At 68.3% G+C, this 20,845-nt stretch carries 22 protein-coding genes and 1 tRNA gene; 12 read left to right on the top strand and 11 right to left on the bottom strand.

Features of this window, described 5'->3' with window-relative positions; translation table 11 throughout:
- Positions 1-167: 167 nt before the first annotated feature.
- Together MKI84_RS19385 and MKI84_RS19380 are read right to left on the bottom strand one after the other, a co-directional pair.
- The gene (locus tag MKI84_RS19385; RefSeq protein ID WP_241621907.1) at positions 168-443 is read right to left on the bottom strand and encodes a hypothetical protein; all 276 of its coding nucleotides are present in this window, start codon (positions 441-443) and stop codon (positions 168-170) included.
- Positions 444-669: 226 nt separating this feature from the next.
- Positions 670-754: transfer RNA gene (locus tag MKI84_RS19380), tRNA-Leu, on the bottom strand.
- Positions 755-939: 185 nt separating this feature from the next.
- On the opposite strand from MKI84_RS19380, the gene MKI84_RS19375 reads away from it, so the two are divergent.
- The gene (locus MKI84_RS19375; protein ID WP_241621906.1) at positions 940-1,968 is read left to right on the top strand and encodes a complex I NDUFA9 subunit family protein; all 1,029 of its coding nucleotides are present in this window, start codon (positions 940-942) and stop codon (positions 1,966-1,968) included.
- A gap of 80 nt (positions 1,969-2,048) precedes the next feature.
- Here MKI84_RS19375 and MKI84_RS19370 read toward each other — a convergent pair whose 3' ends face one another.
- Positions 2,049-2,855 carry an undecaprenyl-diphosphate phosphatase gene (locus tag MKI84_RS19370; RefSeq protein WP_241621905.1) on the bottom strand — a complete coding sequence of 269 codons (807 nt, stop codon included), beginning with the start codon at positions 2,853-2,855 and terminating at the stop codon, positions 2,049-2,051.
- 221 nt (positions 2,856-3,076) lie between these two features.
- Here MKI84_RS19370 and MKI84_RS19365 point away from each other — a divergent pair, with 221 nt between their 5' ends.
- The 6 genes from MKI84_RS19365 to pheT all read left to right on the top strand — a co-directional run bounded on the left by MKI84_RS19365 (position 3,077) and on the right by pheT (position 9,084).
- Positions 3,077-3,985, top strand: coding sequence for an SH3 domain-containing protein (locus MKI84_RS19365; RefSeq protein WP_241621904.1), 909 nt, complete (start codon positions 3,077-3,079; stop codon positions 3,983-3,985).
- Between the two features lie 207 nt (positions 3,986-4,192).
- Positions 4,193-4,393 (top strand): 50S ribosomal protein L35, encoded by a 201-nt coding sequence (gene rpmI / locus MKI84_RS19360; RefSeq protein WP_241621903.1) that lies wholly within the window; start codon positions 4,193-4,195, stop codon positions 4,391-4,393.
- A gap of 34 nt (positions 4,394-4,427) precedes the next feature.
- Positions 4,428-4,796 carry a 50S ribosomal protein L20 gene (gene rplT / locus MKI84_RS19355; protein WP_241621902.1) on the top strand — a complete coding sequence of 123 codons (369 nt, stop codon included), beginning with the start codon at positions 4,428-4,430 and terminating at the stop codon, positions 4,794-4,796.
- 227 nt (positions 4,797-5,023) lie between these two features.
- Complete coding sequence (gene pheS / locus MKI84_RS19350; RefSeq protein WP_241621901.1) at positions 5,024-6,124, top strand: phenylalanine--tRNA ligase subunit alpha; 1,101 nt, start codon at positions 5,024-5,026, stop codon at positions 6,122-6,124.
- Positions 6,121-6,660 (top strand): hypothetical protein, encoded by a 540-nt coding sequence (locus MKI84_RS19345; RefSeq protein ID WP_241621900.1) that lies wholly within the window; start codon positions 6,121-6,123, stop codon positions 6,658-6,660. Before pheS ends, MKI84_RS19345 begins: the two co-directional genes overlap by 4 nt.
- A gap of 6 nt (positions 6,661-6,666) precedes the next feature.
- Complete coding sequence (pheT, locus tag MKI84_RS19340) at positions 6,667-9,084, top strand: phenylalanine--tRNA ligase subunit beta (protein ID WP_241621899.1); 2,418 nt, start codon at positions 6,667-6,669, stop codon at positions 9,082-9,084.
- Positions 9,085-9,138: 54 nt separating this feature from the next.
- Here the strand turns inward: pheT and MKI84_RS19335 are convergent, their stop codons facing one another.
- From MKI84_RS19335 to MKI84_RS19320, 4 genes are all read right to left on the bottom strand, one after another.
- Complete coding sequence (locus tag MKI84_RS19335) at positions 9,139-10,017, bottom strand: efflux RND transporter periplasmic adaptor subunit (protein WP_241621898.1); 879 nt, start codon at positions 10,015-10,017, stop codon at positions 9,139-9,141.
- A complete protein-coding gene (locus tag MKI84_RS19330; RefSeq protein WP_241621897.1) occupies positions 10,008-10,235 on the bottom strand; it encodes a DUF1656 domain-containing protein in 228 nt (75 codons plus the stop codon). The genes MKI84_RS19335 and MKI84_RS19330 overlap by 10 nt, the downstream gene beginning before the upstream one ends.
- Positions 10,236-10,237: 2 nt before the next feature.
- Complete coding sequence (locus tag MKI84_RS19325) at positions 10,238-12,349, bottom strand: FUSC family protein (RefSeq protein ID WP_241621896.1); 2,112 nt, start codon at positions 12,347-12,349, stop codon at positions 10,238-10,240.
- Between the two features lie 126 nt (positions 12,350-12,475).
- A complete protein-coding gene (locus MKI84_RS19320; RefSeq protein ID WP_241621895.1) occupies positions 12,476-13,852 on the bottom strand; it encodes a flavin monoamine oxidase family protein in 1,377 nt (458 codons plus the stop codon).
- Between the two features lie 298 nt (positions 13,853-14,150).
- On the opposite strand from MKI84_RS19320, the gene MKI84_RS19315 reads away from it, so the two are divergent.
- A complete protein-coding gene (locus MKI84_RS19315; protein WP_241621894.1) occupies positions 14,151-14,861 on the top strand; it encodes a sulfate transporter family protein in 711 nt (236 codons plus the stop codon).
- On the opposite strand, the gene nth is transcribed toward MKI84_RS19315, so the two are convergent.
- Complete coding sequence (nth, locus tag MKI84_RS19310) at positions 14,797-15,645, bottom strand: endonuclease III (RefSeq protein ID WP_241621893.1); 849 nt, start codon at positions 15,643-15,645, stop codon at positions 14,797-14,799. The two genes, MKI84_RS19315 and nth, sit on opposite strands and share 65 nt — an antisense overlap.
- A gap of 77 nt (positions 15,646-15,722) precedes the next feature.
- Here nth and MKI84_RS19305 point away from each other — a divergent pair, with 77 nt between their 5' ends.
- The gene (locus tag MKI84_RS19305; protein ID WP_241621892.1) at positions 15,723-16,247 is read left to right on the top strand and encodes a DUF2244 domain-containing protein; all 525 of its coding nucleotides are present in this window, start codon (positions 15,723-15,725) and stop codon (positions 16,245-16,247) included.
- Between the two features lie 83 nt (positions 16,248-16,330).
- Positions 16,331-17,212, top strand: coding sequence for a methylated-DNA--[protein]-cysteine S-methyltransferase (locus MKI84_RS19300; RefSeq protein ID WP_241621914.1), 882 nt, complete (start codon positions 16,331-16,333; stop codon positions 17,210-17,212).
- Positions 17,213-17,218: 6 nt separating this feature from the next.
- Here MKI84_RS19300 and MKI84_RS19295 read toward each other — a convergent pair whose 3' ends face one another.
- The 3 genes from MKI84_RS19295 to MKI84_RS19285 all read right to left on the bottom strand — a co-directional run bounded on the left by MKI84_RS19295 (position 17,219) and on the right by MKI84_RS19285 (position 18,738).
- On the bottom strand, positions 17,219-17,560 hold the full coding sequence (locus MKI84_RS19295) for an SMR family transporter (protein WP_245404864.1): 342 nt from the start codon (positions 17,558-17,560) through the stop codon (positions 17,219-17,221).
- A 106-nt stretch (positions 17,561-17,666) separates the two neighbouring features.
- Positions 17,667-18,113, bottom strand: a complete 447-nt coding sequence (locus MKI84_RS19290) for a PACE efflux transporter (RefSeq protein ID WP_241621891.1) — start codon at positions 18,111-18,113, stop codon at positions 17,667-17,669.
- 106 nt (positions 18,114-18,219) lie between these two features.
- On the bottom strand, positions 18,220-18,738 hold the full coding sequence (locus MKI84_RS19285; RefSeq protein ID WP_241621890.1) for a GNAT family N-acetyltransferase: 519 nt from the start codon (positions 18,736-18,738) through the stop codon (positions 18,220-18,222).
- 160 nt (positions 18,739-18,898) lie between these two features.
- Here MKI84_RS19285 and MKI84_RS19280 point away from each other — a divergent pair, with 160 nt between their 5' ends.
- Both MKI84_RS19280 and MKI84_RS19275 read left to right on the top strand, forming a co-directional pair.
- The gene (locus MKI84_RS19280; protein WP_241621889.1) at positions 18,899-19,822 is read left to right on the top strand and encodes a GntR family transcriptional regulator; all 924 of its coding nucleotides are present in this window, start codon (positions 18,899-18,901) and stop codon (positions 19,820-19,822) included.
- 136 nt (positions 19,823-19,958) lie between these two features.
- The gene (locus MKI84_RS19275; RefSeq protein ID WP_241621888.1) at positions 19,959-20,633 is read left to right on the top strand and encodes a GntR family transcriptional regulator; all 675 of its coding nucleotides are present in this window, start codon (positions 19,959-19,961) and stop codon (positions 20,631-20,633) included.
- The last annotated feature ends 212 nt before the right edge of the window (positions 20,634-20,845 follow it).

The following is a 20,845-nucleotide window of genomic DNA, read 5'->3' as shown; positions in this document are numbered from 1 at the left end:
GATATTGCTCCGGTGACAGGGCGGCCAGAGCGTCGGGGTTCTTTATGAAATGGGCGCTCTTCATGATTATCTCCTTCAAGACCCGATGCAGAACTTTCCATTATTCGCCGAAACATCATGGGCTTAGAACCTTCCCTATCGTCTTTCGGAAGGCTCCTGCTTTAACGTCAGGCGGCCGCGCGACGTTTCGAATAGGCGGCACGGGCCACATCCATGCGGGACGAGTTGGCGACGACCCACTCCGCCAGCGTCGGCACCGGCATCCGGAACTCACGTCCGGGATCCGTCAGCGCAATGTCGAGCTGGGGCGGTTTCACCGGCGTGACCGTGCGGGAGGGGGAGTGCGCGCGATCAAGCATTTGCGGCTGATCGCGATGGAGTTTTAAATGGTGTCGACCCGTGCCGCTGTCCATATCGGCGGCAGCGATTTCTTCGCCGTGCACCCGGCATTGGGAAACAAGCGGACATTGCCTCCCGGCTCATCCAGCTTGACGTTCGTTCCGGCCCAATGAGAGGACCGGAACATGTGGCGCAGCCGCGTCACGGAGGAACAGATCATCGGCCCGGAGGCGCGGGGTCGGGTTGGTCGACATCCCAAACGAAAAAACCGCCGAACCCTCGAGGTTCAGCGGTTTTTCGGTATTCCCCGGACTGTCTATGACAGTCAAATGGTGCCCAGGAGAGGACTCGAACCTCCACGGTGTTACCCACACGGACCTGAACCGTGCGCGTCTACCAATTCCGCCACCTGGGCACATGCCTGTCCGGCACGGCGGCGAGACATATTGGCCGGCATCCCCCTTGTCAACGTGGGTTTCGCGTTGTCCCGGCCTAAGCGTGCGAATTTATCGCGTCGCCCCGTGCCCGCCCCCTGCTGGACGCCGTGGCGGCGGCGCGCTAATCGTCCATCATCCCTTGTTGCCGGGCCGGGAGAGAGCAATGGTCGACGCCACCGTTTCAGACGACATGCCGCTTGAGAGCGAAGCCGAGCTCTTGAAGCGCCCGGCGCCGATGGAACGCCTCGTCACGGTCTATGGCGGCTCGGGCTTCCTTGGCCGCCATGTGGTGCGCGCGCTGGCCCGTCGCGGCTGGCGGGTGCGCGTCGCGGTGCGCCGGCCGGACCTTGCCGGCCATCTCCAGCCGCTGGGCACGGTCGGCCAGATCAACCCGGTGCAGGCCAATCTGCGCTATCCGGCCTCCGTGCTGCGTGCGGCAGAAGGCGCGCAGGTGGTGATCAATCTCGTCGGCGTGCTGCATGAGAGCGGACGCCAGAGCTTCGAGGCGGTGCACCAGTTCGGCGCCCGGCAGGTAGCGGGCGCGGCGCGCGAGGTGGGCGCGCGGCTGATCCACGTCTCGGCGATCGGCGCCGACGCTGATTCGACCTCGCTCTATGCCCGCACCAAGGCGGCGGGCGAGCGGGCGGCCTTCGAGGCGAAGCCCGATGCGGTGATTTTCCGCCCCTCGGTCGTGTTCGGCCCCGAAGACAGCTTCTTCAACCGTTTCGCCGCCATGGCGCGGCTGTCCCCGGTGCTGCCGCTGATCGCCGGCGGCAAGACGCTGATGCAGCCGGTCTTCGTCGGTGACGTCGCCGCCGCCATCGCCCGCGCGGTGGACGAGCAGGCGACGCCCGGCACGGTGTATGAACTCGGCGGCCCGGAAGTGCGCAGCTTCCGGGAATTGCTGGAGCTGATGCTAGAGGAAGTCGGGCGCAAGCGGCTGCTGATCCCGGTTCCCGGCGCGGTCGCCTCGCTGAAGGCGCGGATCCTGGAACTGCTGCCCAACCCGCTGCTGACCCGCGACCAGGTGAAACTGCTGGCCCATGACAATGTGGTCTCGCCGGCCGCCATCGCGGAAGGGCGCACCCTCGCCGGCCTCGGCATCCAGCCGACCGCGATCGGTGCGGTGCTGCCGGATTACATGTGGCGCTTCCGCAAGGCCGGCCAGTTCTCCAAGCCCGAAGAGGCCTGAGCCGGGGCCGAGCCGCCGCGCCGGCCTACCGTCATTTCTTGCAAACGGCCGCGCCTCGCGCGGCCGTTTCGCGTTCTGCCTCAGCCGAGCAGCGCCAGCGCGATCAGCCCCGCGCCGCCGACCGCGATGCGCCACCAGCCGAACAGCGCGTAGCCATGGCGCGACACGAAGGCGAGCAGCCCGCGCACCACCACGACCGCCGACAGGAACGCCGCGATGAAGCCGACCACGATCACCAGCGTGTCGTCGGTGCTCAGCCGGTCATGGTTCTTGTAGAGGTCATAGGCGAAGGCGCCCGCCATGGTCGGCAAGGCGAGGAAGAAGGAGAACTCCGCCGCCGCCGGCTTGGAGGCGCCGAGCAGCAGCCCGCCCACGATGGTCGAGCCCGAGCGCGAGACGCCGGGGATCATGGCCAGGCACTGGATGAAGCCGATCTTCACCGTCAGCGAGGGCGGAAACGCCATGGCATCGGTATGGACCGGCTTGATGCGCAGCGTATCGACCCAGAGCAGCACGATGCCGCCGAGGATCAGCATCACGCAGATCAGCGCCGGGGATTCGAACAGCACGCTCTTGATGAAGCCGTGGGCGAAGGCCCCGATCACCGCCGCAGGCAGGAAGGCGACGATGATGCTGAGCACGAAGCGGCGCGAGCGCGCGCTGGAGGGCAGCGTGACCAGCACCTGCCAGAAGCGCTGGAAATAGACCGTGACGATGGCGAGGATGGCGCCGAGCTGGATCAGCACCTCGAACACTTTCCCCTCGCTCTCAAAGCCGAGAAAATAGCCTGCGAGCAGGATGTGCCCGGTGGAGGACACCGGCAGGAATTCGGTAAACCCTTCAAGAAGACCGAGAAGAAAGGCTTCGACCAGCGTGCCGAACGACATGAATGAAAATCCGTTGAAAGAGAATCGGTGGAATAAGGCGCCCGATTCAAGGCGCGGGGCATCCTGTCGGCTTCGCAGCGCACAATCAACGTGACGCTATGTCAGGCAAGGGCGGCGGATCGCGATCTGACCACGAAGCCATCATGAATCCGCCCCATCGGACGCATCCATTTGCCTCCGGTCGGCGTTGTGCAAATCTCGCAACGGTGGGGAGAGAATCAATGAAGTCACTTCTGGCGGGCGCTGCGCTGGTCGCAGTGCTCGGCTCCGCGGCCGCGGCGCAGGACAGCGGCTATGCGAACGCCAACGTCAATCTGCGCGCCGGACCGAGCACCGCCTATCCCGTCGTCACCGTACTCGAAGCCGGCACGTCGCTGGATATTTTCGGCTGCCTCGACGAGTACACCTGGTGCGACGTCGAGTGGCGCGGCTATCGCGGCTGGGTGTCCTCCCGCTATCTCGATTTCGACTATCGCGGCCGCCGCGTGGCGATGCCTGATTACGCGCCGCAGATCGGCGTCCCGATCGTCGCGTTCAGCTTCGGCAATTACTGGAACAATTATTACCGCGGCCGCTCCTGGTACTCGACCTATGACCGCTGGGGTCCGCCCCCGCCGCGCCGCTACCCGCCCCCGGGTGGGCCGGGCTGGAATGGCCCTCCTCCGGGCGGGCCCGGCTGGAACGGTCCTCCTCCGGGAGGCCCGGGCTGGGGCGGCGGGCCGGGCGGGCCCGGCTGGAACGGGCCTCCGCCCGGCGGGGGCAACTGGGGCAACCAGGGACGCCCGCCCCAGGGCAATTGGGGGAACAACAACCGCCCGCCCCAGGGCGGCTGGAACGGCGGAAACAATCCACCGCCGCAGGGTGGCAATTGGAATGGCGGCAATAACCGCCCGCCCCAGCAGGGCGGGCAGGGTGGCCGGCCGCCCCAGCAGGGCGGTCCTCCCCCTCAGCAGGGTGGGCAGGGCGGACGCCCGCCTCAGGGCGGACCGCCCCCGCAGCAGGGAGGGCAGGGAGGCGGCCGCCCGCCACAGCAGGCCCAGCCGCAATATCCCTATCCGGTTCCGCCGGAAGGCCAGCCGCTACCGCCGGACCAGCGCTCGCCGGTCTCGCGCAACCGCGCCAAGGACTAGCGGGCCGCGCCGCTCGGGCCCGACCCGCGGCGCACCCGGCTCGGGTTGCGGCAGGCCCTTGAAAAACCGCGCCCTCTGCTGTAGAGGGTGCGGCCTTGTTGAACCGCCCGGCGAAAAGGGCTGCCGTGGCGGTTCAAATGCTCACACCAAACAAGAGGCCGCCGCACTCCCTCGCGGGAGAGCAACAGGCCGCGGAGACAGAGCCAAATGCCCAAGATGAAGACCAAGTCCGGAGCGAAGAAGCGCTTCAAGCTCTCCGGCACCGGCAAGGTGATCATGGCCCAGGCCAATAAGCGCCACGGCATGATCAAGCGCACCAACAAGCAGATCCGCGATCAGCGCGGGACGACCGTGATGGCCGAGCCCGATGCGGTGGTCGTCCGGAAGTATTTTCTGCCCAACGGCTGACGCCACCCCTTAGCCAGTTCCGAGGAGAACTCCAATGGCACGTGTTAAGCGCGGCGTAACTTCTCACGCCAAGCACAAGAAGGTGCTCAAGGCGGCGAAGGGCTATTTTGGCCGCCGCAAGAATACCATTCGTATCGCCAAGCAGGCGGTCGAGAAGGCGATGCAGTACGCCTATCGCGACCGCAAGGTGAAGAAGCGCAATTTCCGCGCGCTCTGGATCCAGCGTATCAATGCCGCGACCCGCGAGCACGGCTTCACCTATGGCCGATTTATCGATGGTCTCGGCAAGGCCGGGATCGAGGTCGACCGCAAGGTGCTCTCGGATATCGCCATCCATGAGCCCGCCGCTTTCGCGGCGCTGGTCGAGCAGGCCAAGGCCGCGCTGGAAAAGCAGGCCGCCTGATCTCTTCCCGCCACACCGGGACCGAAAATCGGGAAGCCCCGCGCGCAAGCGTTGGGGCTTTTCGCGTTGCTAAGGCTCCGCTACAAGACCGCCGCACGATCCCGAGAGCACGTCATGGCCGGGCTTGACCCGGTCACCCACGCTTAAGTCGCACATGCGAGCCAGGCCCCGGATGGCCGGGCCAAGCCCGGTCATGACGCTGTTCCAATCCAGTCGAGAAAACGCCCATGTCCGTCGCTGCCCTTCCCGATCTCGATGCGCTGGAACGCGAGCTCAGCGCCGCCATCGCCGATGCCGCCGACGAGGCCGGGCTTGAAGCGGTGCGCATCGCCGCCCTCGGCAAGAAGGGTTCCGTCTCGGAGTTGCTCAAGGGCCTCGGCGCCATGTCGGCGGACGAGCGCAAGACCGCCGGCCCCGCGATCAACGGCCTGCGCGACCGGCTGAACGAGGCGCTCAGTGCCCGCCGCGCCGACCTCAAGGCCGCGGCGCTGGCCCAGCGGCTGGAGACCGAGCGCGTCGACGTCACGCTGCCCGTCCGCGAGACCCCGGCCGAGCTCGGCCGCGTGCACCCGATCAGCCAGGTCATCGACGAACTCACCGCGATCTTCGCCGATATGGGGTTCTCGGTGGCGGAAGGCCCGGACATCGAGGACGACTTCCACAATTTCACCGCGCTGAACTTCCCCGAGGGGCACCCCGCGCGCGAAATGCACGACACCTTCTACCTGCCGACCAAGGAAGACGGTTCGCGCCTCGTGCTGCGCACCCACACCTCGCCGGTTCAGGTGCGCACCATGCTCGCCAAGAAGCCGCCGATCCGCGTCATCTGCCCGGGCCGCACCTATCGCTCGGACAGCGACCAGACCCACACGCCGATGTTCCATCAGGTGGAGGGCCTCGTCATCGACAAGGGGGCCAATCTCGGCCACCTGAAGTGGATCCTCGAAGAATTCTGCAAGGCGTTCTTCGAGGTCGACAATGTGAAGATGCGGTTCCGCCCGTCCTTCTTCCCGTTCACCGAGCCGTCCATGGAAGTCGACATCCAGTGCGACCGCTCGCGCCCCGGCGAAATCCGCTTCGGCGAGGGCAATGACTGGCTGGAGATTCTCGGCTGCGGCATGGTGCACCCGAACGTTCTGAAGAATTGCGGGCTCGACCCGGACGAGTATCAGGGCTTCGCCTGGGGCATGGGGATCGATCGCATCGCCATGCTGAAATACGGCATGCCGGACCTGCGCGCCTTCTTCGAGGCTGATGTCCGCTGGCTCTCCCATTACGGCTTCCGCCCGCTCGACTTCCCGACGCTGGCGGGTGGGCTCAGCGCATGAGCAAGGCTCCCGTCTGGTCTTCCGACCGCCTGCAGGCGATGGAGACGTCGCAGCTCCGTCAACTGCTCGCCAATGCGCGGGCACGCGGGGCGGAGGAACTCGCGCTGAAATGCGAGGCTGTTCTTTCTGAACGTAGCCCGCCGAAAAAAACGGGTGCGACGCCGGCCAGACGCAAATCGGGGGATGTCGTCTCGCAGTTCCACTTCGTGTGTGAAGGCGGTCGTGGCGTCACGAGCGACGGGGAAGGCTTCTTCTGGACAGGATCGTGGATTGTCCCGGAAGAAGAGGTGATCAAAAGCATGCGCGCGGGCGCGAAGCTGGCGTTGCACAATTCCCGATCAGAGGCATCGTACCGTCAGGGCAAGATACTCGATTACCGCAAGACACCGCAGGACGTGATCAAGAAGAGAAACGTAGGCATCGAGTTTCTTGTAGCCGCCGACGACGTTGCGCTTTCTTGGTCCGGCGATGGAACGGGCGAAAAGGGCTACAAGTGGGCCAGCGATGCTCAGAACAATAAATTAGACGAACGGTAGGCTCCGATGAAATTCACCCTCTCCTGGCTGCGTGAGCACCTTTCCGGCGACTACACGCTCGACGACGTGACCGACGCGCTGAACCGCATCGGGCTGGAAGTGGAGGGCGTCGAGGACAAGGCGGCCAAGCTCAAGGGCTTCACCATCGCCTATGTCGTCTCCGCCGTTCAGCACCCCAACGCCGACAAGCTGCGCCTGTGCATGGTCGACACCGGCGGGGCCGAGCCGGTGCAGGTGGTGTGCGGCGCGCCCAATGCCCGCACCGGCATGAAGAGCGTGTTCTCGCCCCCCGGCACCTATATTCCCGGCAAGGACATCACGCTGGGCATCGGCTCGATCCGGGGCGTGGAGAGCCGGGGCATGCTGTGCTCGGCCGCGGAGCTTCAGCTTTCCGAGGACCATGACGGTATCATCGACCTGCCGCAGGATGCCCCGGTCGGCGCTGTTTATGTCGACTGGATCGGCCTCGACGACCCGGTCATCGAGATCGCGGTGACGCCGAACCGCGCCGACGCGCTCGGCGTGCACGGCATTGCCCGCGACCTCGCGGCGGTCGGTCTCGGCCGTCTGGTGGAGGACGAGATCGCGCCCGTGCCCGGCGCCTTCCCCTGCCCGGTCTCCGTGACCATCGCCGACGGCGCGCCCTGCCCCGCCTTCGCGCTGCGTCTCATTCGCGGCGTGAAGAACGGCCCGTCGCCGGACTGGCTTCAGGCCAAGCTGCGCGCCATCGGCCTCCGGCCCATCAACGCGCTCGTCGACGTCACCAACCTCCTGACCTTCGACCAGAACCGCCCGCTCCACGTCTTCGACGCGAAGAAGGTGCACGGCAATCTCAAAGTGCGGCGCGCTGTATCGGGCGAGAGCCTGCTGGCGCTCGACGGCAAGACCTACACGCTCGATCCCTCGATCTGCGTCATCGCCGACGACAAGGCGGTCGAATCGCTCGCCGGCGTGATGGGCGGCGAGGAGAGCGGCTGCGACGAGGCGACGACCGACGTGCTGGTGGAATCCGCGCTGTGGGAGCCGATCAACATCGCGCAGACCGGGCGCAAGCTCGGCCTCAATTCCGATGCCCGCTTCCGCTTCGAGCGCGGCATCGATCCGGCGATGATGGTGCCGGGCCTTGAACTGGCGACCCGGCTGATCCTCGACCTCTGCGGCGGCGAGCCCTCGGAGATCACGCTGGCCGGGACGGTGCCCGACACCACGCGCAGCATCGATTTCCCGCTGTCGCTCACCGAGAAGCTCACCGGGTTGGAGGCTTCCGACGCCGAGCAGGTCGATATTCTCGCCCGGCTCGGCTTCACCGTGACCGGCACCTCGGGCACGGTTCAGGTGGTGCCGCCGTCCTGGCGCGGCGACATCGAGGGCAAGGCCGACCTCGTGGAGGAAGTCACCCGCATCGCCGGGCTCGACCGCGTGCCGTCCCTGCCGTTCCCGCGCGACGCCGACGCCCGCAAGAGCGTGCTCACCACGCTGCAGCTGCGCACCCGCAAGGCGAAGCGCGCTCTCGCCGCGCGCGGGCTGGTGGAAGCCGTCACCTGGTCCTTCGTGCCGAAGCTTCAGGCCGAGTTGTTCGGCGGCGGCGCGCCGGAGCTGGCGCTGGCCAATCCGATCGCCTCCGACCTCTCCGACATGCGCCCGAGCCTGCTGCCGGGGCTGATCCGCGCCGCGCAGGCCAATGCCGACCGTGGCTATGGCGAGGCGGCGCTGTTCGAGGTCGGGCAGATCTTCAAGGGCGACCGCCCGCAGGACCAGTTCACCCACGCCACCGGCCTGCGCCGTGCGACCGCCAAGCCCTCCGGCGCCGGACGCCACTGGTCCGGCAAGGCCGGCGCGGTCGACGCTTTCGATGCCAAGGCGGATGCGCTGGCGGTGCTGGCGGCCTGCGGCGCGCCGGTCGCCAATCTCCAGATCTCGACCGACGCCCCCTCCTGGTATCACCCCGGCCGCTCCGGCACCTTCCGGCTCGGCCCGAACGTGATCGGCCATTTCGGCGAGTTGCACCCCTCGGTGCTGGACGCGCTGAAGGTCGCAGGAGACGGGAAATCGCCGCTGGTCGGCTTCGAGGTGGTGCTGGAGCGCATCCCCGAGCCCAAGGCCAAGGCGACGCGGGTCAAGCCGCTGCTGGAGCTGGTGCCGTTCCAGCCGGTGGAGCGCGACTTCGCCTTCGTGGTCGCCCGCTCGGTGGCGAGCGCGGATCTGGTGAAGGCGGCGGCCGGCGTCGACCGCAAGCTGATCACGCAGGTCAGCGTGTTCGACGTCTATGAAGGCCCCGGCATAGAGGCGAACGCCAAGTCGATCGCGCTCTCGGTCACGCTCCAGCCGCGCGAGAAGACGCTGACCGACGCCGAGATCGAGGCGGTGACGGCGAAAATCGTCGCGGAAGTGGCGAAGAAGACCGGCGCCACGCTGCGCGGCTGATCATCCCCATCCTCGAACGGGCCGGCGCGATCCGGCCCGTTCAAAGGCGCCCCATCAGGGCGATGCTTCCGGCGGGCGGATCACCACGGTCGCGGACATCCCCGCCGCCAGCTCCACCTCCGCCGGCACATCCTCCAGCGTGATGCGCACGGGAATGCGCTGGGCGAGGCGTATCCACTCGAAATTGGGATTGACCGACGCCAGCAGCCCGCCGGCCGCGGTCGGGCTGGCAATGGCGCGGCTCAGCCCCTGCACCTTGCCCTTCAACACGCGCCCGCCCGCCATCAGCCGCACCTCGGCCGGCGCGCCGATGCGGATCTCCGGCAGCTTGGTCTCCATGAAATAGGCGGCGACATAGAACGAATCGCTGTCCACCACCGCCAGCACCGGCGTGCCGACATCGGCATAGTCGCCGACCGTCGCGGTGAGATTGGTCACGAAGCCGTTGACCGGCGCGCGCACCGTGCTGCGCTCCAGATTGAGCTGCGCCGTGCCGAGCTCGCTCTGCGCGAGCTGCAGCGCGGCGGTGGCGGCTTCGGCGCGGGTACGCGAGGTCTCGACCGTCACCGCCGAGACCGCGCTGGAATCCTGCGCCAGCACCTGCGCGTCGCGGTTGGCGTCGTCGCTGGCGAGCCTGGCCTGCGCCTGCGCCTGGGCGACGCGCGCCCGCGCCTGTTGGAGCGCGAGATTGAAGCGGTCCTTGTCGATGACGAACAGCACGTCGCCCTTGCGGACCTGCTGGTTGTCGATGACGGGAATCTCCGTGACCAGGCCGGAGACGTCCGGGGCGAGGTCGACGACATTGACCACCACCCGCGCGTCCCGCGTCCAGGGCGAGAGCGTGTAGAAATTCCACAGCCACCAGCCGACCAGCGCGGCGGCGACCACCGCGATCAGCGTGACGAGGAAGCGGATGACGCCGGTCACAGCCATTGGGCATTCCCAAGAAACACCGCGCCGCCGAGCAGCAGCACGTAGAGGGCGAGATTGAACAGCGAGCGGTGCCAGACGAAGCGGTACAGGCCAGAACGATCCAGTATCGCCCGTAGCAAAAGGAAAGGCACCAGCGCCACCAGCGCCCAGATCAGCAGCGGCGGCAGGTAGAAGCCGACCAGTTCCACCGTGTGAAAGAAAGACAGGCTCGGCGTCATGGTCATTCCTGCGCGCGGCTGCGCTCCCAATAGGCCCGGTCTATGTAAAAGCGGTCGGTGATGAACCGCAACGAGGCGCCGGCGCGCAGCACCGCGCGCGCGGCGGGCGAGCCCGGCTCCAGCACCTGCGCCGCGAGGTCCCCACGCGCGCCGTTCGCCAGCGCTTCCGCCCGCGCGACATCCTTCGAGCGCTCGCCCGGCGCCTGCGCGAGCGCCTCCAGAGCCGCGGCGAATTCCGGGAGGAACTGGTCGAGGCGCTGGCGCACCGGCTCCGGCATCGCCGGATCGCCCCGTACCGCTGTCAGTCGCCCCAGCTCGATCGCACAGGAGGCGGTGCCGAGCGTGCCGCGCAGGAAGTCCTCGTCACCCTGCCGGTCGAGCGAGAGGCGCGGCAGCAGCAGGGCCAGCGTGTCGCGGATTTCGCCCGCCCCGCGCCGGGCCGGCAGCGCGCCGCGCGCCACCGCCGGGAGAATGGCGCCGATCGCGCGTTGCCAGCTCTCGCCCCGGCGGGCGCGCGAGGTGACCGGCATCGCCGCCAGGATGCACAGGCAGATCACCAGCCCGAGCAGCAGCGCCAGGGCGGAATTGATGAAGGCGGGTTCGTCCGGCGCGAACAGGTTCGAGGTGCCGACCTGCGCGATGGTGTAGCCGCCCAGCGCGATGCCGATCCATGCCTTGCCCGGTGTGCCGGCGATCAACCCGGCCGGCAGCAGCGCCAGGAAGAACATCACCCCCAGCGCCTCGAAGCCCTCCAGATGCGGCTGGACGAACACCATCAGCCCATAGGCGACGGCGAGGCCGGCGATCGTGCCGTAGATGAAATAGCGGGCGGCGGAGAGCGGGTCATCCTGATTGACCGCGAAGAACAGCATGATCGCCCCGCCCGCCACCAGGGTGAAGCCCTCATCCCAAGTGGTCGCCATCCAGACCAGGCTGAGAATGGCGACGGCGAGGCCGGCGCGCGTCGCGATGAACAGCGCCTCGCGCCGTTCGGAAGCCGCCTGCGGCGCCGGGGCGGGCCGGGCGACGCCCGATCGGCGGGCGCGCAGGCTCGCGGCCTCGCTCACCACCACCATGGCCAGCCCATGAACCAGATCGCCGGCACGGCGCAACACCAACAGCCCGTTGGCGAGCGGCTCGAAGGGCAGCGAGCCGGCCAGCGCTTCCATGTCGTCGGCGGCGCGTGCCAGCTCCGAGCGTGCGGCCAGCAATTCGCGCCGCAGCCGCGCCGGCTCGCTCCACGCCTTGGGGTCGGCGGCGATGGCCTCGACGCGGGCGGCGGTCGCCTCCAGTATCGGGCGCAGCCGCGCCATCACCTCGCCGGCCCCGGCCTGGTTGAGGCCGTCGAGCCGGAAGAACAGACCGCGCGCGATGGACAGGACGACGAGGAATTCGCGCACCGTGCGCGCCAGCCGTCGGGCGTTCACCCGCATTTCCGGCGCCTCGAACAGCGTGTAGGAGCGCAGCGCGTCGAACGACACCACCACCGCCACCATCTGCCGGCGCAGCCCGGCGAACAGCGCCATCGAGGTCGACAGCCGCAGCGCGGCTGCGACATAGGTCGAGAGCCCGGTAAAGGTCGCGCCCATCGCCTCGCGGAGCGCATCGCCGGCATAGCGCGGCATCACCAGCAGGCTCGCCCCGGCACTGCAGGCGATGCCGATCAGGATCTCGGTGGAGCGGTCGATCGCGATGGCCCAGGCCTGGGTCGGATCGAGCGAGCCCTCATAGGCGACCAGCAGCGCGGTAAAGCCGCCCAGCATGACGCCATAGGCGGTGTAGTTGCTGAGGCGCGCCCCGAAATAATGGCTCAGGGCCACGGTCAGGCTGGTCGCCACGACCAGCAGTTCCGCCGCCTGCGAGAACAGCGCGACCAGCACCAGCCCGAGCAGCGCGCCGCACACCGTGCCCACGGTTCGCCAGGCGCTCTTGGCGAGAGCGGCACCCACGGTCGGCTGCGCGAGGAGATAGACGGTCAGCGTCGCCCACTGCGGGTCGCTGAGCTCCAGCCAGAACGCGACCGCCAGTGCGAGAATCGCCGCCAGCGCGGTCCGCGCGGAGAACACCCAGTTTCGCCAGCCGAGATCAACCGGAAGCGTCGCCTGCCACGTCACGCCAGAGCGCTCCACCCCACGCGGGCTTCCAGAACCATCCGCATTGAACGCCGCCTTTCGCCGGTGCCATGGTGGCGCCCCAACCTGCGGTGCGCAAGACGAGATACCCCTCAACAGGCTGCCCGCTCAGGACGGCCCCGTGACCAGGCTGAGCGCGCGCGCGGCGGCAGCCTCGCCGGAATTCCACGCCCCCGCCAGCGTGCCCCACTGGCTGACGCTGGTGTAGTCGCCGGCGAGGAAGATACGGCCGAGCGGATCGCCGAACTGGCGGCGCAGCGCGGCCTGCCCCGGCGTCGCCAGCGCCATGGCGCCGCGAAACAACGGGTCGGTCGACCAGTTCGAGGACTGCACCTGCGCGACATCCGGCGCGGAGGCGCCGAACGCCGTCTTGAGCCAGGCATTGACGCGGCGCTGCGCTTCCGGCGCGCCCTTCGCCGCGATCTCGCGCGCGGCCTCGTCGCCGAAGCTCAGCCGGTAGACATCGCTGCCGCCGAGCCGGGCCCGCAGCATTCCCGGCCACAGCATTCCCGGCGTAGCGCCGTCGACCCGCGCCAGCACCGGCTCGTCGGCGCCGAGCTGGAACGGATTGCCCGGCAGGGCGAAGGCGACCTGCTCGATCTGGCCGGCGGGAAAGGCGCGGAACGCCGCCGCCACCCGGGTCTGCAGCGGCGGATTGAACCGCAGATCGCCACCCACCACCGTCGCCGCCGGCACGGCGAGGATGATGGCGCGGGCGCGCACTACCCCGCGCTGGCCACGAATCGCCAGCGTGCTGGTACGCCCGGCATTGGTGATCAGCGTCACCGGGGCGTCCTTCTGCACATTCAGCCAGGCGCCGAGCGATTCCAGCATCGCGCCGACGCCGAGCGGGCTGGTCACGTCGTCCGCCGCCGGGGTGCGCAAGGCCAGATCGAGCGTCGAGAGCCCGGCCAGGCCGCGCCCGCAGGCCAGAGGGCCGACAAGCGCCGCAGCCGTCGCCGCCCACGGCCCGCCCGCCGTGTCCACCGATGAGGCCGCGACGTCCCGGCCGGCATCCCCGGCCGCCACGATGTCCCGGCGCAGGCGGCCCAGCGCCAGGGTAAAGGCATCATAATCGCCCTCATTCGCTTCCTGCCCCCCGGCATAGAGCCGCCGCGCCACCGGAAGCGGCGCCAGCGCGAGGCCGGCCTCACCGGCGGCGGCGGCCAGCGTGCTGTCACGCCGGGAAAAACCGCTCGCCCCAAGATCGACCGGCCGGCCGAAGACCGAGACCGTCCGGGCCCGCCCGCCGAGCCGCCCGGAGGCCTCCAGCAGCACGTAGGAGCGCCCCGCCGCCGCGATCCTGCGCGCCGCCGCAATGCCCGCAGCGCCGCCGCCGACGATCGCGATGTCGACATCGCCCGACCCGCCGCTCTGGGCCAGGGCGGGGGCGACAAGAGCGGGCGCGGCCAGCAGCGAGGCCGACGCGCCGGCCAGGAAACGGCGGCGCGACAGAGCGCCTTGGGTTCGGGCGGGCGACTTCATGATGCGGAATTCGTGGTGCGGGCAGCCTTCGGAGGTCGCGCGGAGGCTAGCATGGCCCAACCGGGCAATGAAACCGAGCGACGAAAGCGGACGACGGAAGCGGAGGTGGTCGCCACGGCGGCATCGCCGCCAAGCCCCTGATTTGAATCATGATTTGTTCCGATGGAACGAATCGGGACTCGGCCTGCGAATCAAAAATTGCAAGAGAAAGAATCCACAACTTCTTTGCGCGGCGCCGTCACTATTTCGTTGCGGAATGTGTAAGTTCACCGTGGGCGTTTGGGTTTCGGACAGTGCCATGCTGCAAGACGCGTTGGATGCTTTCGCGCAGACGTTTACGCGTCTCTATCGAAAAGTGCTGTGGCGCTCCGTCGGGCTGGCCGTCGCGCTGATCGTCGCGCTCGGCATCTGCTGCTACGTCGCGCTCAATCACTTCGTCACGCTCGACATGAACTGGGCCAACGTCCTCGTCGACGTGCTGGCGGCTCTGGGCATCGTCATCGGCGGCGTGTTCCTGGTGCCGCCGGTCACCGTGCTGGTCGCCGGCTTCTTTGTCGACGACGTGGCCGAGCAATGCGAGCGCCTCGACTTTCCGCGCGACCCGATCGGCACGCCGGTGCCGGTGGGCCGCTCGCTGGTGCTGACGCTGAAATTCTTCGGCGTCGCGCTGGTGGTGAACCTCATCGCGCTGCTGCTGCTTCTGGTGCCGGGCGTGAACCTCATCGTGTTCTACGTCGCCAATGGCTATTTGCTCGGGCGGGAATATTTCCAGCTCGCCGCAATGCGCTACCGCACGGAGGAGGAGGTCGCCATCGTGCGGCGCTACCACGCGGTGCAGGTGTTTCTCGGCGGGCTCATCATCGCGCTGGTGGTGTCGGTGCCGATCCTCAACCTGATCACGCCGGTCTTCGCCACCATCTTCATGGTCAAGCTGCACAAGCGGCTCACGAAATCGCGCTCTTATGCGCGGCGGGAGTCTTATCCGGCCAGCGGCAGAGGTCCGCGATAAGGCAGCGTCCGCATTCGGGCCTGAGCGCCTTGCAGACATAGCGCCCGTGCAGGATCAGCCAGTGATGGGCGTGGAGCTTGAAGTGGTCGGGGATCACCCGCTCCAGCCCGAGCTCGACCTCCAGCGGGTTCTTTCCGGGCGCGAGGCCGGTACGGTTGGCGACACGGAACAGATGGGTGTCGACCGCGATGGTCGGCAGTCCGAAGCCGATGTTCAGCACCACATTCGCGGTCTTGCGGCCGACGCCCGGCAGCGCCTCCAGCGCCGCGCGGTCCCTCGGCACCTGCCCGCCATGCTCGGCGAGCAGCCGCCGCGACAGCTCGACCACATTTTTCGCCTTGCCGCGATAGAGGCCCAGTGTGCGGATATGCGCGCTCACCCCGTCCTCGCCCAGCGCCACCATGGCGGCCGGGGTCGGCGCGGCCTGGAACAGGGTACGCGTCGCCTTGTTCACGCCGACATCCGTCGCCTGCGCGGAGAGCACCACCGCGACCAGCAGCGTGAAGGCGTCGACGAAATCCAGCTCGCCCTTGGGTTCGGGATCGGCCTGCGCAAAACGGGAGAAGGCCAGCTCCACCTCGGCCGGTGACCACGGGGCGAGCGCATGGCCGGCGGCGGCCGCGGCTGCATTGGCCACGGCCCGGCGGCGCGGCTTGTCCGCGACCGGCACGGGAGCGGCCGGAACAGGCTCGGTCGGAACAGGCTTGGCCAGCACAGGCTTGGCCGCGCCCCGCGCCGGGCGGCGCGGCTTTTCCCCCGGCGAATCCTTGTCACGTATCGGCATTTTCGACCTATAATGTGCAGGAGTGGGCGCTGCCAAGCGCGCCATGGACCCATCGCACGAACGCCTGCCGCACCGCTATGGACAGAACCGCCACGGACAGACTTGCCGATCTCGACGCGGAACCGACGCTGTACCAGACCAGCCTGCGGCCCCACCGCTCGCTGGACCAGCGCGGCTTCCTGATCGTCATGATCATCGTCGGCGCGATCAGCCTCGTCTGCGGCATGGCATTCCTGCTCATGGGCGCCTGGCCGGTGTTCGGCATGTTCGGACTCGACGTGCTGCTGATCTATGTCGCCTTTCGTGTGAGCTTCCGCTCGGCCCGCGCCCGGGAGGACATCCGCGTGACGCCGAGCCTGATCAGCGTGCGCAAGGTCGATCCCGCCGGGCGCGCCGACGAGGCACGGATGAACCCGCTCTGGACGCGGCTCGACAAGGAACTGCACGAGGATTTCGGCCTGCAGCGCCTCACCCTGCATTCGCGCCGTGAGGCGGTGGTGGTCGGCGGCTTCCTCCACACCGCGCAGCGCGAGGAACTGGCCGAAGGGCTCTCCGCGGCGCTGGCCGACGCCAAGCGCGGCGTGGCGCGCAGCGCGCCGTGAGCGCTCGGCCCGCGCCCGCGTCGAAATCGGGTGGGCGCGCGGATGGCGACGTGCTGCATTACGGGCAGCAGGAGGACCCCGCCGTGCTCGCGCCCAATTTCGATACCGCCCGCCCGCTCGACATCGCCGCCGCCGACTACGAGGTCGTTCGCCGCGCGGTCGAGTTCGTGAACCGCCGCTTCCGCGACCAGCCGGAAGTGGAGGAGATCGCCCGCGCCGCCGGCGTGCTGCCGCGCACGCTCAACGAGCTGTTCCGCCGCTGGTGCGGCCTCTCGCCGAAGGACTTCCTTCAGGCGGTGACGCTGGACGCCGCGCGCCGGGTGCTCACCGAATCCAGCAATGTGCTCGATGCCGCCTATGAGCTGGGCTTTTCCAGCCCCGGCCGGCTGCACGATCTGTTCGTGGTGCACGAATCGCTCTCGCCCGGCGAATGGAAGACCGGAGCCGCCGGCCTCGTCATCCGCTGGGGGTTCCACACCTCGCAATTCGGCATGGCGCTGGCCATGGTGACGCCGCGCGGCCTGTGCGGCCTCGCCTTCGCCGACGAGGGCGAGGAGGAAGCCGCGCTCGCCGACATGCGCCGGCGCTGGCCCAACGCGCTCTATGTCGAGGACCCCATCGCCACCGCGCCCTATGCCGCCCGCATCTTCGACAGCCGCTCCTGGCGGCCGGACGATCCGCTGCGCATCGTGTTCATCGGCACCGATTTCGAGGTGCGGGTGTGGGAGACGCTGATGCGCATCCCCATGGGCAAGGCCACCACCTATTCCGACATCGCCGGCAGCATCGAGAAGCCGAAGGCGGCGCGCGCGGTCGGCGCGGCGGTCGGGCGCAACCCGATGTCCTTCGTGGTGCCGTGCCATCGCGTGCTCGGCAAGAGCGGCGACCTCACCGGCTATCATTGGGGCCTGACCCGCAAGCGCGCCATACTCGGCTGGGAAGCCGGGCAGGTGTGCAAGGAGTAAGCGCGCTCAGTGCGTGACCGAGTTGGAAAACAGGTTCACCACCACCACGCCGGCGATGATCATGGACAGCCCGACCATGGCCGGCGTGTCGAGCTTCTGCCCATAGACCACCCAGGACACCAGGGTGATCAGCACGATGCCGAAGCCGCACCACACCGCATAGACGATGGCGGTCGGCACGGTGCGCAGCACGATCGACAGGCTCCAGAACGCGAAGCTGTAGAACACCACGGTGATCAGGCTCGGCACCAGCCGGGTCATGCCGTCGGAGCGCGCCAGCGCCGTGGTCGCGATCACCTCGGCGGCAACCGCGATGCCGAGCAGCAGATAGACCGCCACGCCGTTCATGACATCTCCCCCGACCGCCGGGCGCGGATGCGCCTTTCAGCCGGAGAATGCTGGCAGTTTTTTTCTTAGCGATAAAGTATTTTTCTACAGAAAATAATGCCCCACATCACCGGGCCGCCGGAGCGGCGGTGCGCAGCCGGCTGTGCGGCACCGGAAACAGCAGGTCATAGGCCCAGTTGAACACGAAGGCATAGACCAGGAAAAATCCCGCCAGCGACACGTCCAGCAGGAAAGCCTGCCACAGGCTGACGCCGAGATACCAGGCGATGAAAGGAATCAGCACCGCCAGCAACCCGGCCTCGAAGGCGAGGGCGTGGACGATTCGCAGCCGGAACGTCTTGCCCACCGAGCCGCGCCAGGCCAGCAGCGCATGGTCGAAGCCGAGATTGAACGCGTAGTTCCACAGCGTCGCGATGATCGCGCTGCCCATGCCGATCACGCCCATTTCCAAAAGCGGCAGGCCGAACAGGAAGGCCCCCGCAGGGGTGATGATGGCGAGGCTGATGATCTCGAAGCTGAGCGCGTGACGAATGCGGTCGCCGGTGCGGCGCATGGCGAAGTCCCCTGTATTTTCCGGGCCGTCCCGCACGTATCCCGGAAGGGGAAGCCGTCTTCACCGCCTCATATGGCGCTGCGCTGCGCCAAGGGCAAGGCGCCGGTCAGATCGTCTTGTAGAAGAAGCTGGTGTCGGACATCGCCCCGTCGGGCATCAACGCATGGCCCGGCACCTCGCCGAAAACTGTCCAGCCCAGCCGACGGTAAAGCCGGTCCGCCGCGAGGCCGGTCGTGGTGTCGAGCATCAGAAGCGTGAGGCCGGCCTCGCGCGCGACCTGCTCCACCGCCCGCATCAGCGCCTCGCCCAGCCCCTGCCTCCGGGCGCGGCGCGCCACCAGCATCTTGGCGACATCGCCGCGATGGGGCTGGTTTTCCGGCGCGAAGACCAGTTGCACCGTACCGACGATCTCGCCGCCCTCGCGTGCCACCAGCAGCACCCGCTCGCCGGCCGCAACGCCTGCGGCCACGCGGTGCCAGAAGCCTTCTGCGTTATCGCGGCCGAGCGGGGCCATGAAACCGACAGAGGCGCCCCCCGCCACGCAGTCCATCAGCACGTCCGCCAGCGCCGGCACCGCCCGCGCCGCGGCCTCCGAATCAAGGGAGGAAATCTCAAAATGACCCATATCCGCTCATCCCCTCGGGGCGTTCCGGCCCGCGCCGTCTGGATATCCCCAAATTGCACGGCCACGCCAGCGTCCCGGCGACGATAGGCACGGCCTGCCGCTTGCGTGGCCGGCAGGCCCCGATAAGCTGATTGTTCCTGAAGCCCGCTCCCCGAGACCGATGCAGCGCCGCGACAAGACACAGGCTCGTCACGCCCTTGCCAATCTCATCATCGGGCTGGTCGGTTCGCTGCATCTGAGAGCCGGGCATCACCTCACCGAACAATGGCTCGCCGAGCGGCTCTCGGTCTCCCGCACGCCGGTGCGCGCCGCGCTGATGCTGCTGGCCGAGCGCGGGGTCGTGGTCGCCCGCCCCCGGCAGGGGTTTTTTCTTGCCGTGCCGTGGAACGAGATCACCCACCAGCACGCGGTCGAAATTCCGTCCATGCCCGAGGAGGCGTTCTATTCGCGGCTGCTGCGCGACCGGCTGGAGGGCAAGGTGGTGGATTCCTTCACCCAGACCGAGCTCGCCCGCCGCTACCGCGTGAACCGCACGGTTATGCTGCGCGCCCTCACCCGCATGGCCGATGAGGGGCTGGTGGCGCGCAACAAGGGGCAGGGCTGGCGCTTCCTGCCGACGCTCGATTCCGAGCGGGCGCTGGTCAACAGCTACGACTTCCGTCGCGCGATGGAGCCGGCGGCGCTGCTGCTGCCCGGCTATGCGCCGGACCCGACGGTGCTGAAGCGCCTGCGCGCCGATCATGAATACGCGCTCAGCCATGGCGCCTCGAGCATGAACGAAAGCGCCCTGTTCGAGCTCGATTCGGGGTTTCATGAAGCGCTGGCGGGTTTCAGCGGCAACCCGCATTTCGTGCAGTCGGTCCAGCAGCAGAACCGGCTGCGCCGCCTGTTCGAATATCAGGGTTACGACGACCGCTACCGCGTGCACATCTGGGTCGGAGAGCATCTGGCCGTCGTCGCGGCGCTGGAGGAGGGCGATCATGCCCGCGCTGCGGCCGCGCTGCGCGCCCACCTCGACAATGCCGTGGCCGCCACGTCGCCCGCATCGCCCAGGGCCACCACGATCGAGCCTGCCGAGTCCTGACACCGTGCCGGCCCTGAGGGCGCAACGCGATTGCCACCGCGCCGCCGGCCCGATAGACACGCGGAACACTCGTACGACGCTCTCATGACAGGCGCGGCCCGCTCCGATCGGCCGGCCGTGGCTATTGCAGGTGGGGATGAACAGACCGGCCCTGGACGACGCAGCTCCCCGACGCCTCGCCTATGAGGTGCACCGGCGCCTTGAGGACATGATCTTCTCGGGCAAGCTGCGCAGCGGAGAAGTCCTGACCGAACGGCGTCTCGCCGAGGCGCTCGACGTCTCGCGCACCCCGCTGCGCGACGCGCTGCTGATGCTGGAGAGCGAGGGACTGCTGAAACGGCGCGGCGCGCGCTATCTCGAAGTGCGCCAGATGACCGTGCCGGAATATATGCAGGTGCTCAATATTCGCCGCCTGCTGGAGCCGGAAGCTGCGCGGCTCTGCGTCGGCCGGGTCGATCTTGCACGCCTCGCGGAGCTGCGTGGCAGGCTTGAGGCCATGGTGGCCGCCAGCGCCGAGGCCCGCTCGGTCGAGGACCCCGACGCCAGCGCCGAGATCGACGCGGCGATGCACGATGAAATCGCCGGCGCCTCAGGCAACCCGCTGATGGCGAATCTGATCCGCGACCTGCGCCGCCGCACCCGCATCTTCGACCTCGGACGCATGCCGGACCGCGCGGCCTCGGTCTATCGCGAGCATATCGACATCATCGCCGCCATCGAGTCCGGCGATGGCAACGCCGCCGCCGAGGCGATGACGCGGCACATCGACAATGTGAAGGCCTCGATCATCCGCCATTTGTCGACGATCTGACCGACGGCGGGCGGGGCACCGCCGCGAATCCGGCGCCGTCGCGGTTTCGCGGCACATGGCGCGACGCCTGGCCGCGTTCAACCCGACTTGATCCGGCCTCCCGACCGTCGCCCCACTTTTGCGATGTGCTACCGTTCCACAGGCGTGGTTCGACCTCTGTCTCCTGGCGTGTATCTGCCGGGCCGGGCGGCCGTGAACCGTACGGGACCACG

This window comes from Ancylobacter gelatini, from assembly GCF_022601675.1.
GTDB classification, from domain to species: domain Bacteria; phylum Pseudomonadota; class Alphaproteobacteria; order Rhizobiales; family Xanthobacteraceae; genus Ancylobacter; species Ancylobacter gelatini.
The sequence above is the reverse complement of the archived record's forward strand: the minus strand, read 5'-3'. Positions and strand labels throughout refer to the sequence as shown.

What these genes read in the sequence shown, in the direction of transcription:
- MKI84_RS19365 (WP_241621904.1), top strand. Translation starts at nt 3,077, where the DNA reads ATGAAGTCACTTCTGGCGGGCGCTGCGCTGGTCGCAGTGCTCGGCTCC.
- rplT (WP_241621902.1), top strand. Translation starts at nt 4,428, where the DNA reads ATGGCACGTGTTAAGCGCGGCGTAACTTCTCACGCCAAGCACAAGAAG.
- nth (WP_241621893.1), bottom strand. Translation starts at nt 15,645, where the DNA reads ATGCCGATACGTGACAAGGATTCGCCGGGGGAAAAGCCGCGCCGCCCG.
- MKI84_RS19370 (WP_241621905.1), bottom strand. Translation starts at nt 2,855, where the DNA reads ATGTCGTTCGGCACGCTGGTCGAAGCCTTTCTTCTCGGTCTTCTTGAA.
- MKI84_RS19320 (WP_241621895.1), bottom strand. Translation starts at nt 13,852, where the DNA reads ATGAAGTCGCCCGCCCGAACCCAAGGCGCTCTGTCGCGCCGCCGTTTC.
- MKI84_RS19375 (WP_241621906.1), top strand. Translation starts at nt 940, where the DNA reads ATGGTCGACGCCACCGTTTCAGACGACATGCCGCTTGAGAGCGAAGCC.
- rpmI (WP_241621903.1), top strand. Translation starts at nt 4,193, where the DNA reads ATGCCCAAGATGAAGACCAAGTCCGGAGCGAAGAAGCGCTTCAAGCTC.
- MKI84_RS19315 (WP_241621894.1), top strand. Translation starts at nt 14,151, where the DNA reads ATGCTGCAAGACGCGTTGGATGCTTTCGCGCAGACGTTTACGCGTCTC.
- MKI84_RS19330 (WP_241621897.1), bottom strand. Translation starts at nt 10,235, where the DNA reads ATGACGCCGAGCCTGTCTTTCTTTCACACGGTGGAACTGGTCGGCTTC.
- MKI84_RS19335 (WP_241621898.1), bottom strand. Translation starts at nt 10,017, where the DNA reads ATGGCTGTGACCGGCGTCATCCGCTTCCTCGTCACGCTGATCGCGGTG.
- MKI84_RS19345 (WP_241621900.1), top strand. Translation starts at nt 6,121, where the DNA reads ATGAGCAAGGCTCCCGTCTGGTCTTCCGACCGCCTGCAGGCGATGGAG.
- MKI84_RS19295 (WP_245404864.1), bottom strand. Translation starts at nt 17,560, where the DNA reads ATGAACGGCGTGGCGGTCTATCTGCTGCTCGGCATCGCGGTTGCCGCC.
- MKI84_RS19290 (WP_241621891.1), bottom strand. Translation starts at nt 18,113, where the DNA reads ATGCGCCGCACCGGCGACCGCATTCGTCACGCGCTCAGCTTCGAGATC.
- pheT (WP_241621899.1), top strand. Translation starts at nt 6,667, where the DNA reads ATGAAATTCACCCTCTCCTGGCTGCGTGAGCACCTTTCCGGCGACTAC.
- pheS (WP_241621901.1), top strand. Translation starts at nt 5,024, where the DNA reads ATGTCCGTCGCTGCCCTTCCCGATCTCGATGCGCTGGAACGCGAGCTC.
- MKI84_RS19275 (WP_241621888.1), top strand. Translation starts at nt 19,959, where the DNA reads ATGAACAGACCGGCCCTGGACGACGCAGCTCCCCGACGCCTCGCCTAT.
- MKI84_RS19285 (WP_241621890.1), bottom strand. Translation starts at nt 18,738, where the DNA reads ATGGGTCATTTTGAGATTTCCTCCCTTGATTCGGAGGCCGCGGCGCGG.
- MKI84_RS19305 (WP_241621892.1), top strand. Translation starts at nt 15,723, where the DNA reads ATGGACAGAACCGCCACGGACAGACTTGCCGATCTCGACGCGGAACCG.
- MKI84_RS19280 (WP_241621889.1), top strand. Translation starts at nt 18,899, where the DNA reads ATGCAGCGCCGCGACAAGACACAGGCTCGTCACGCCCTTGCCAATCTC.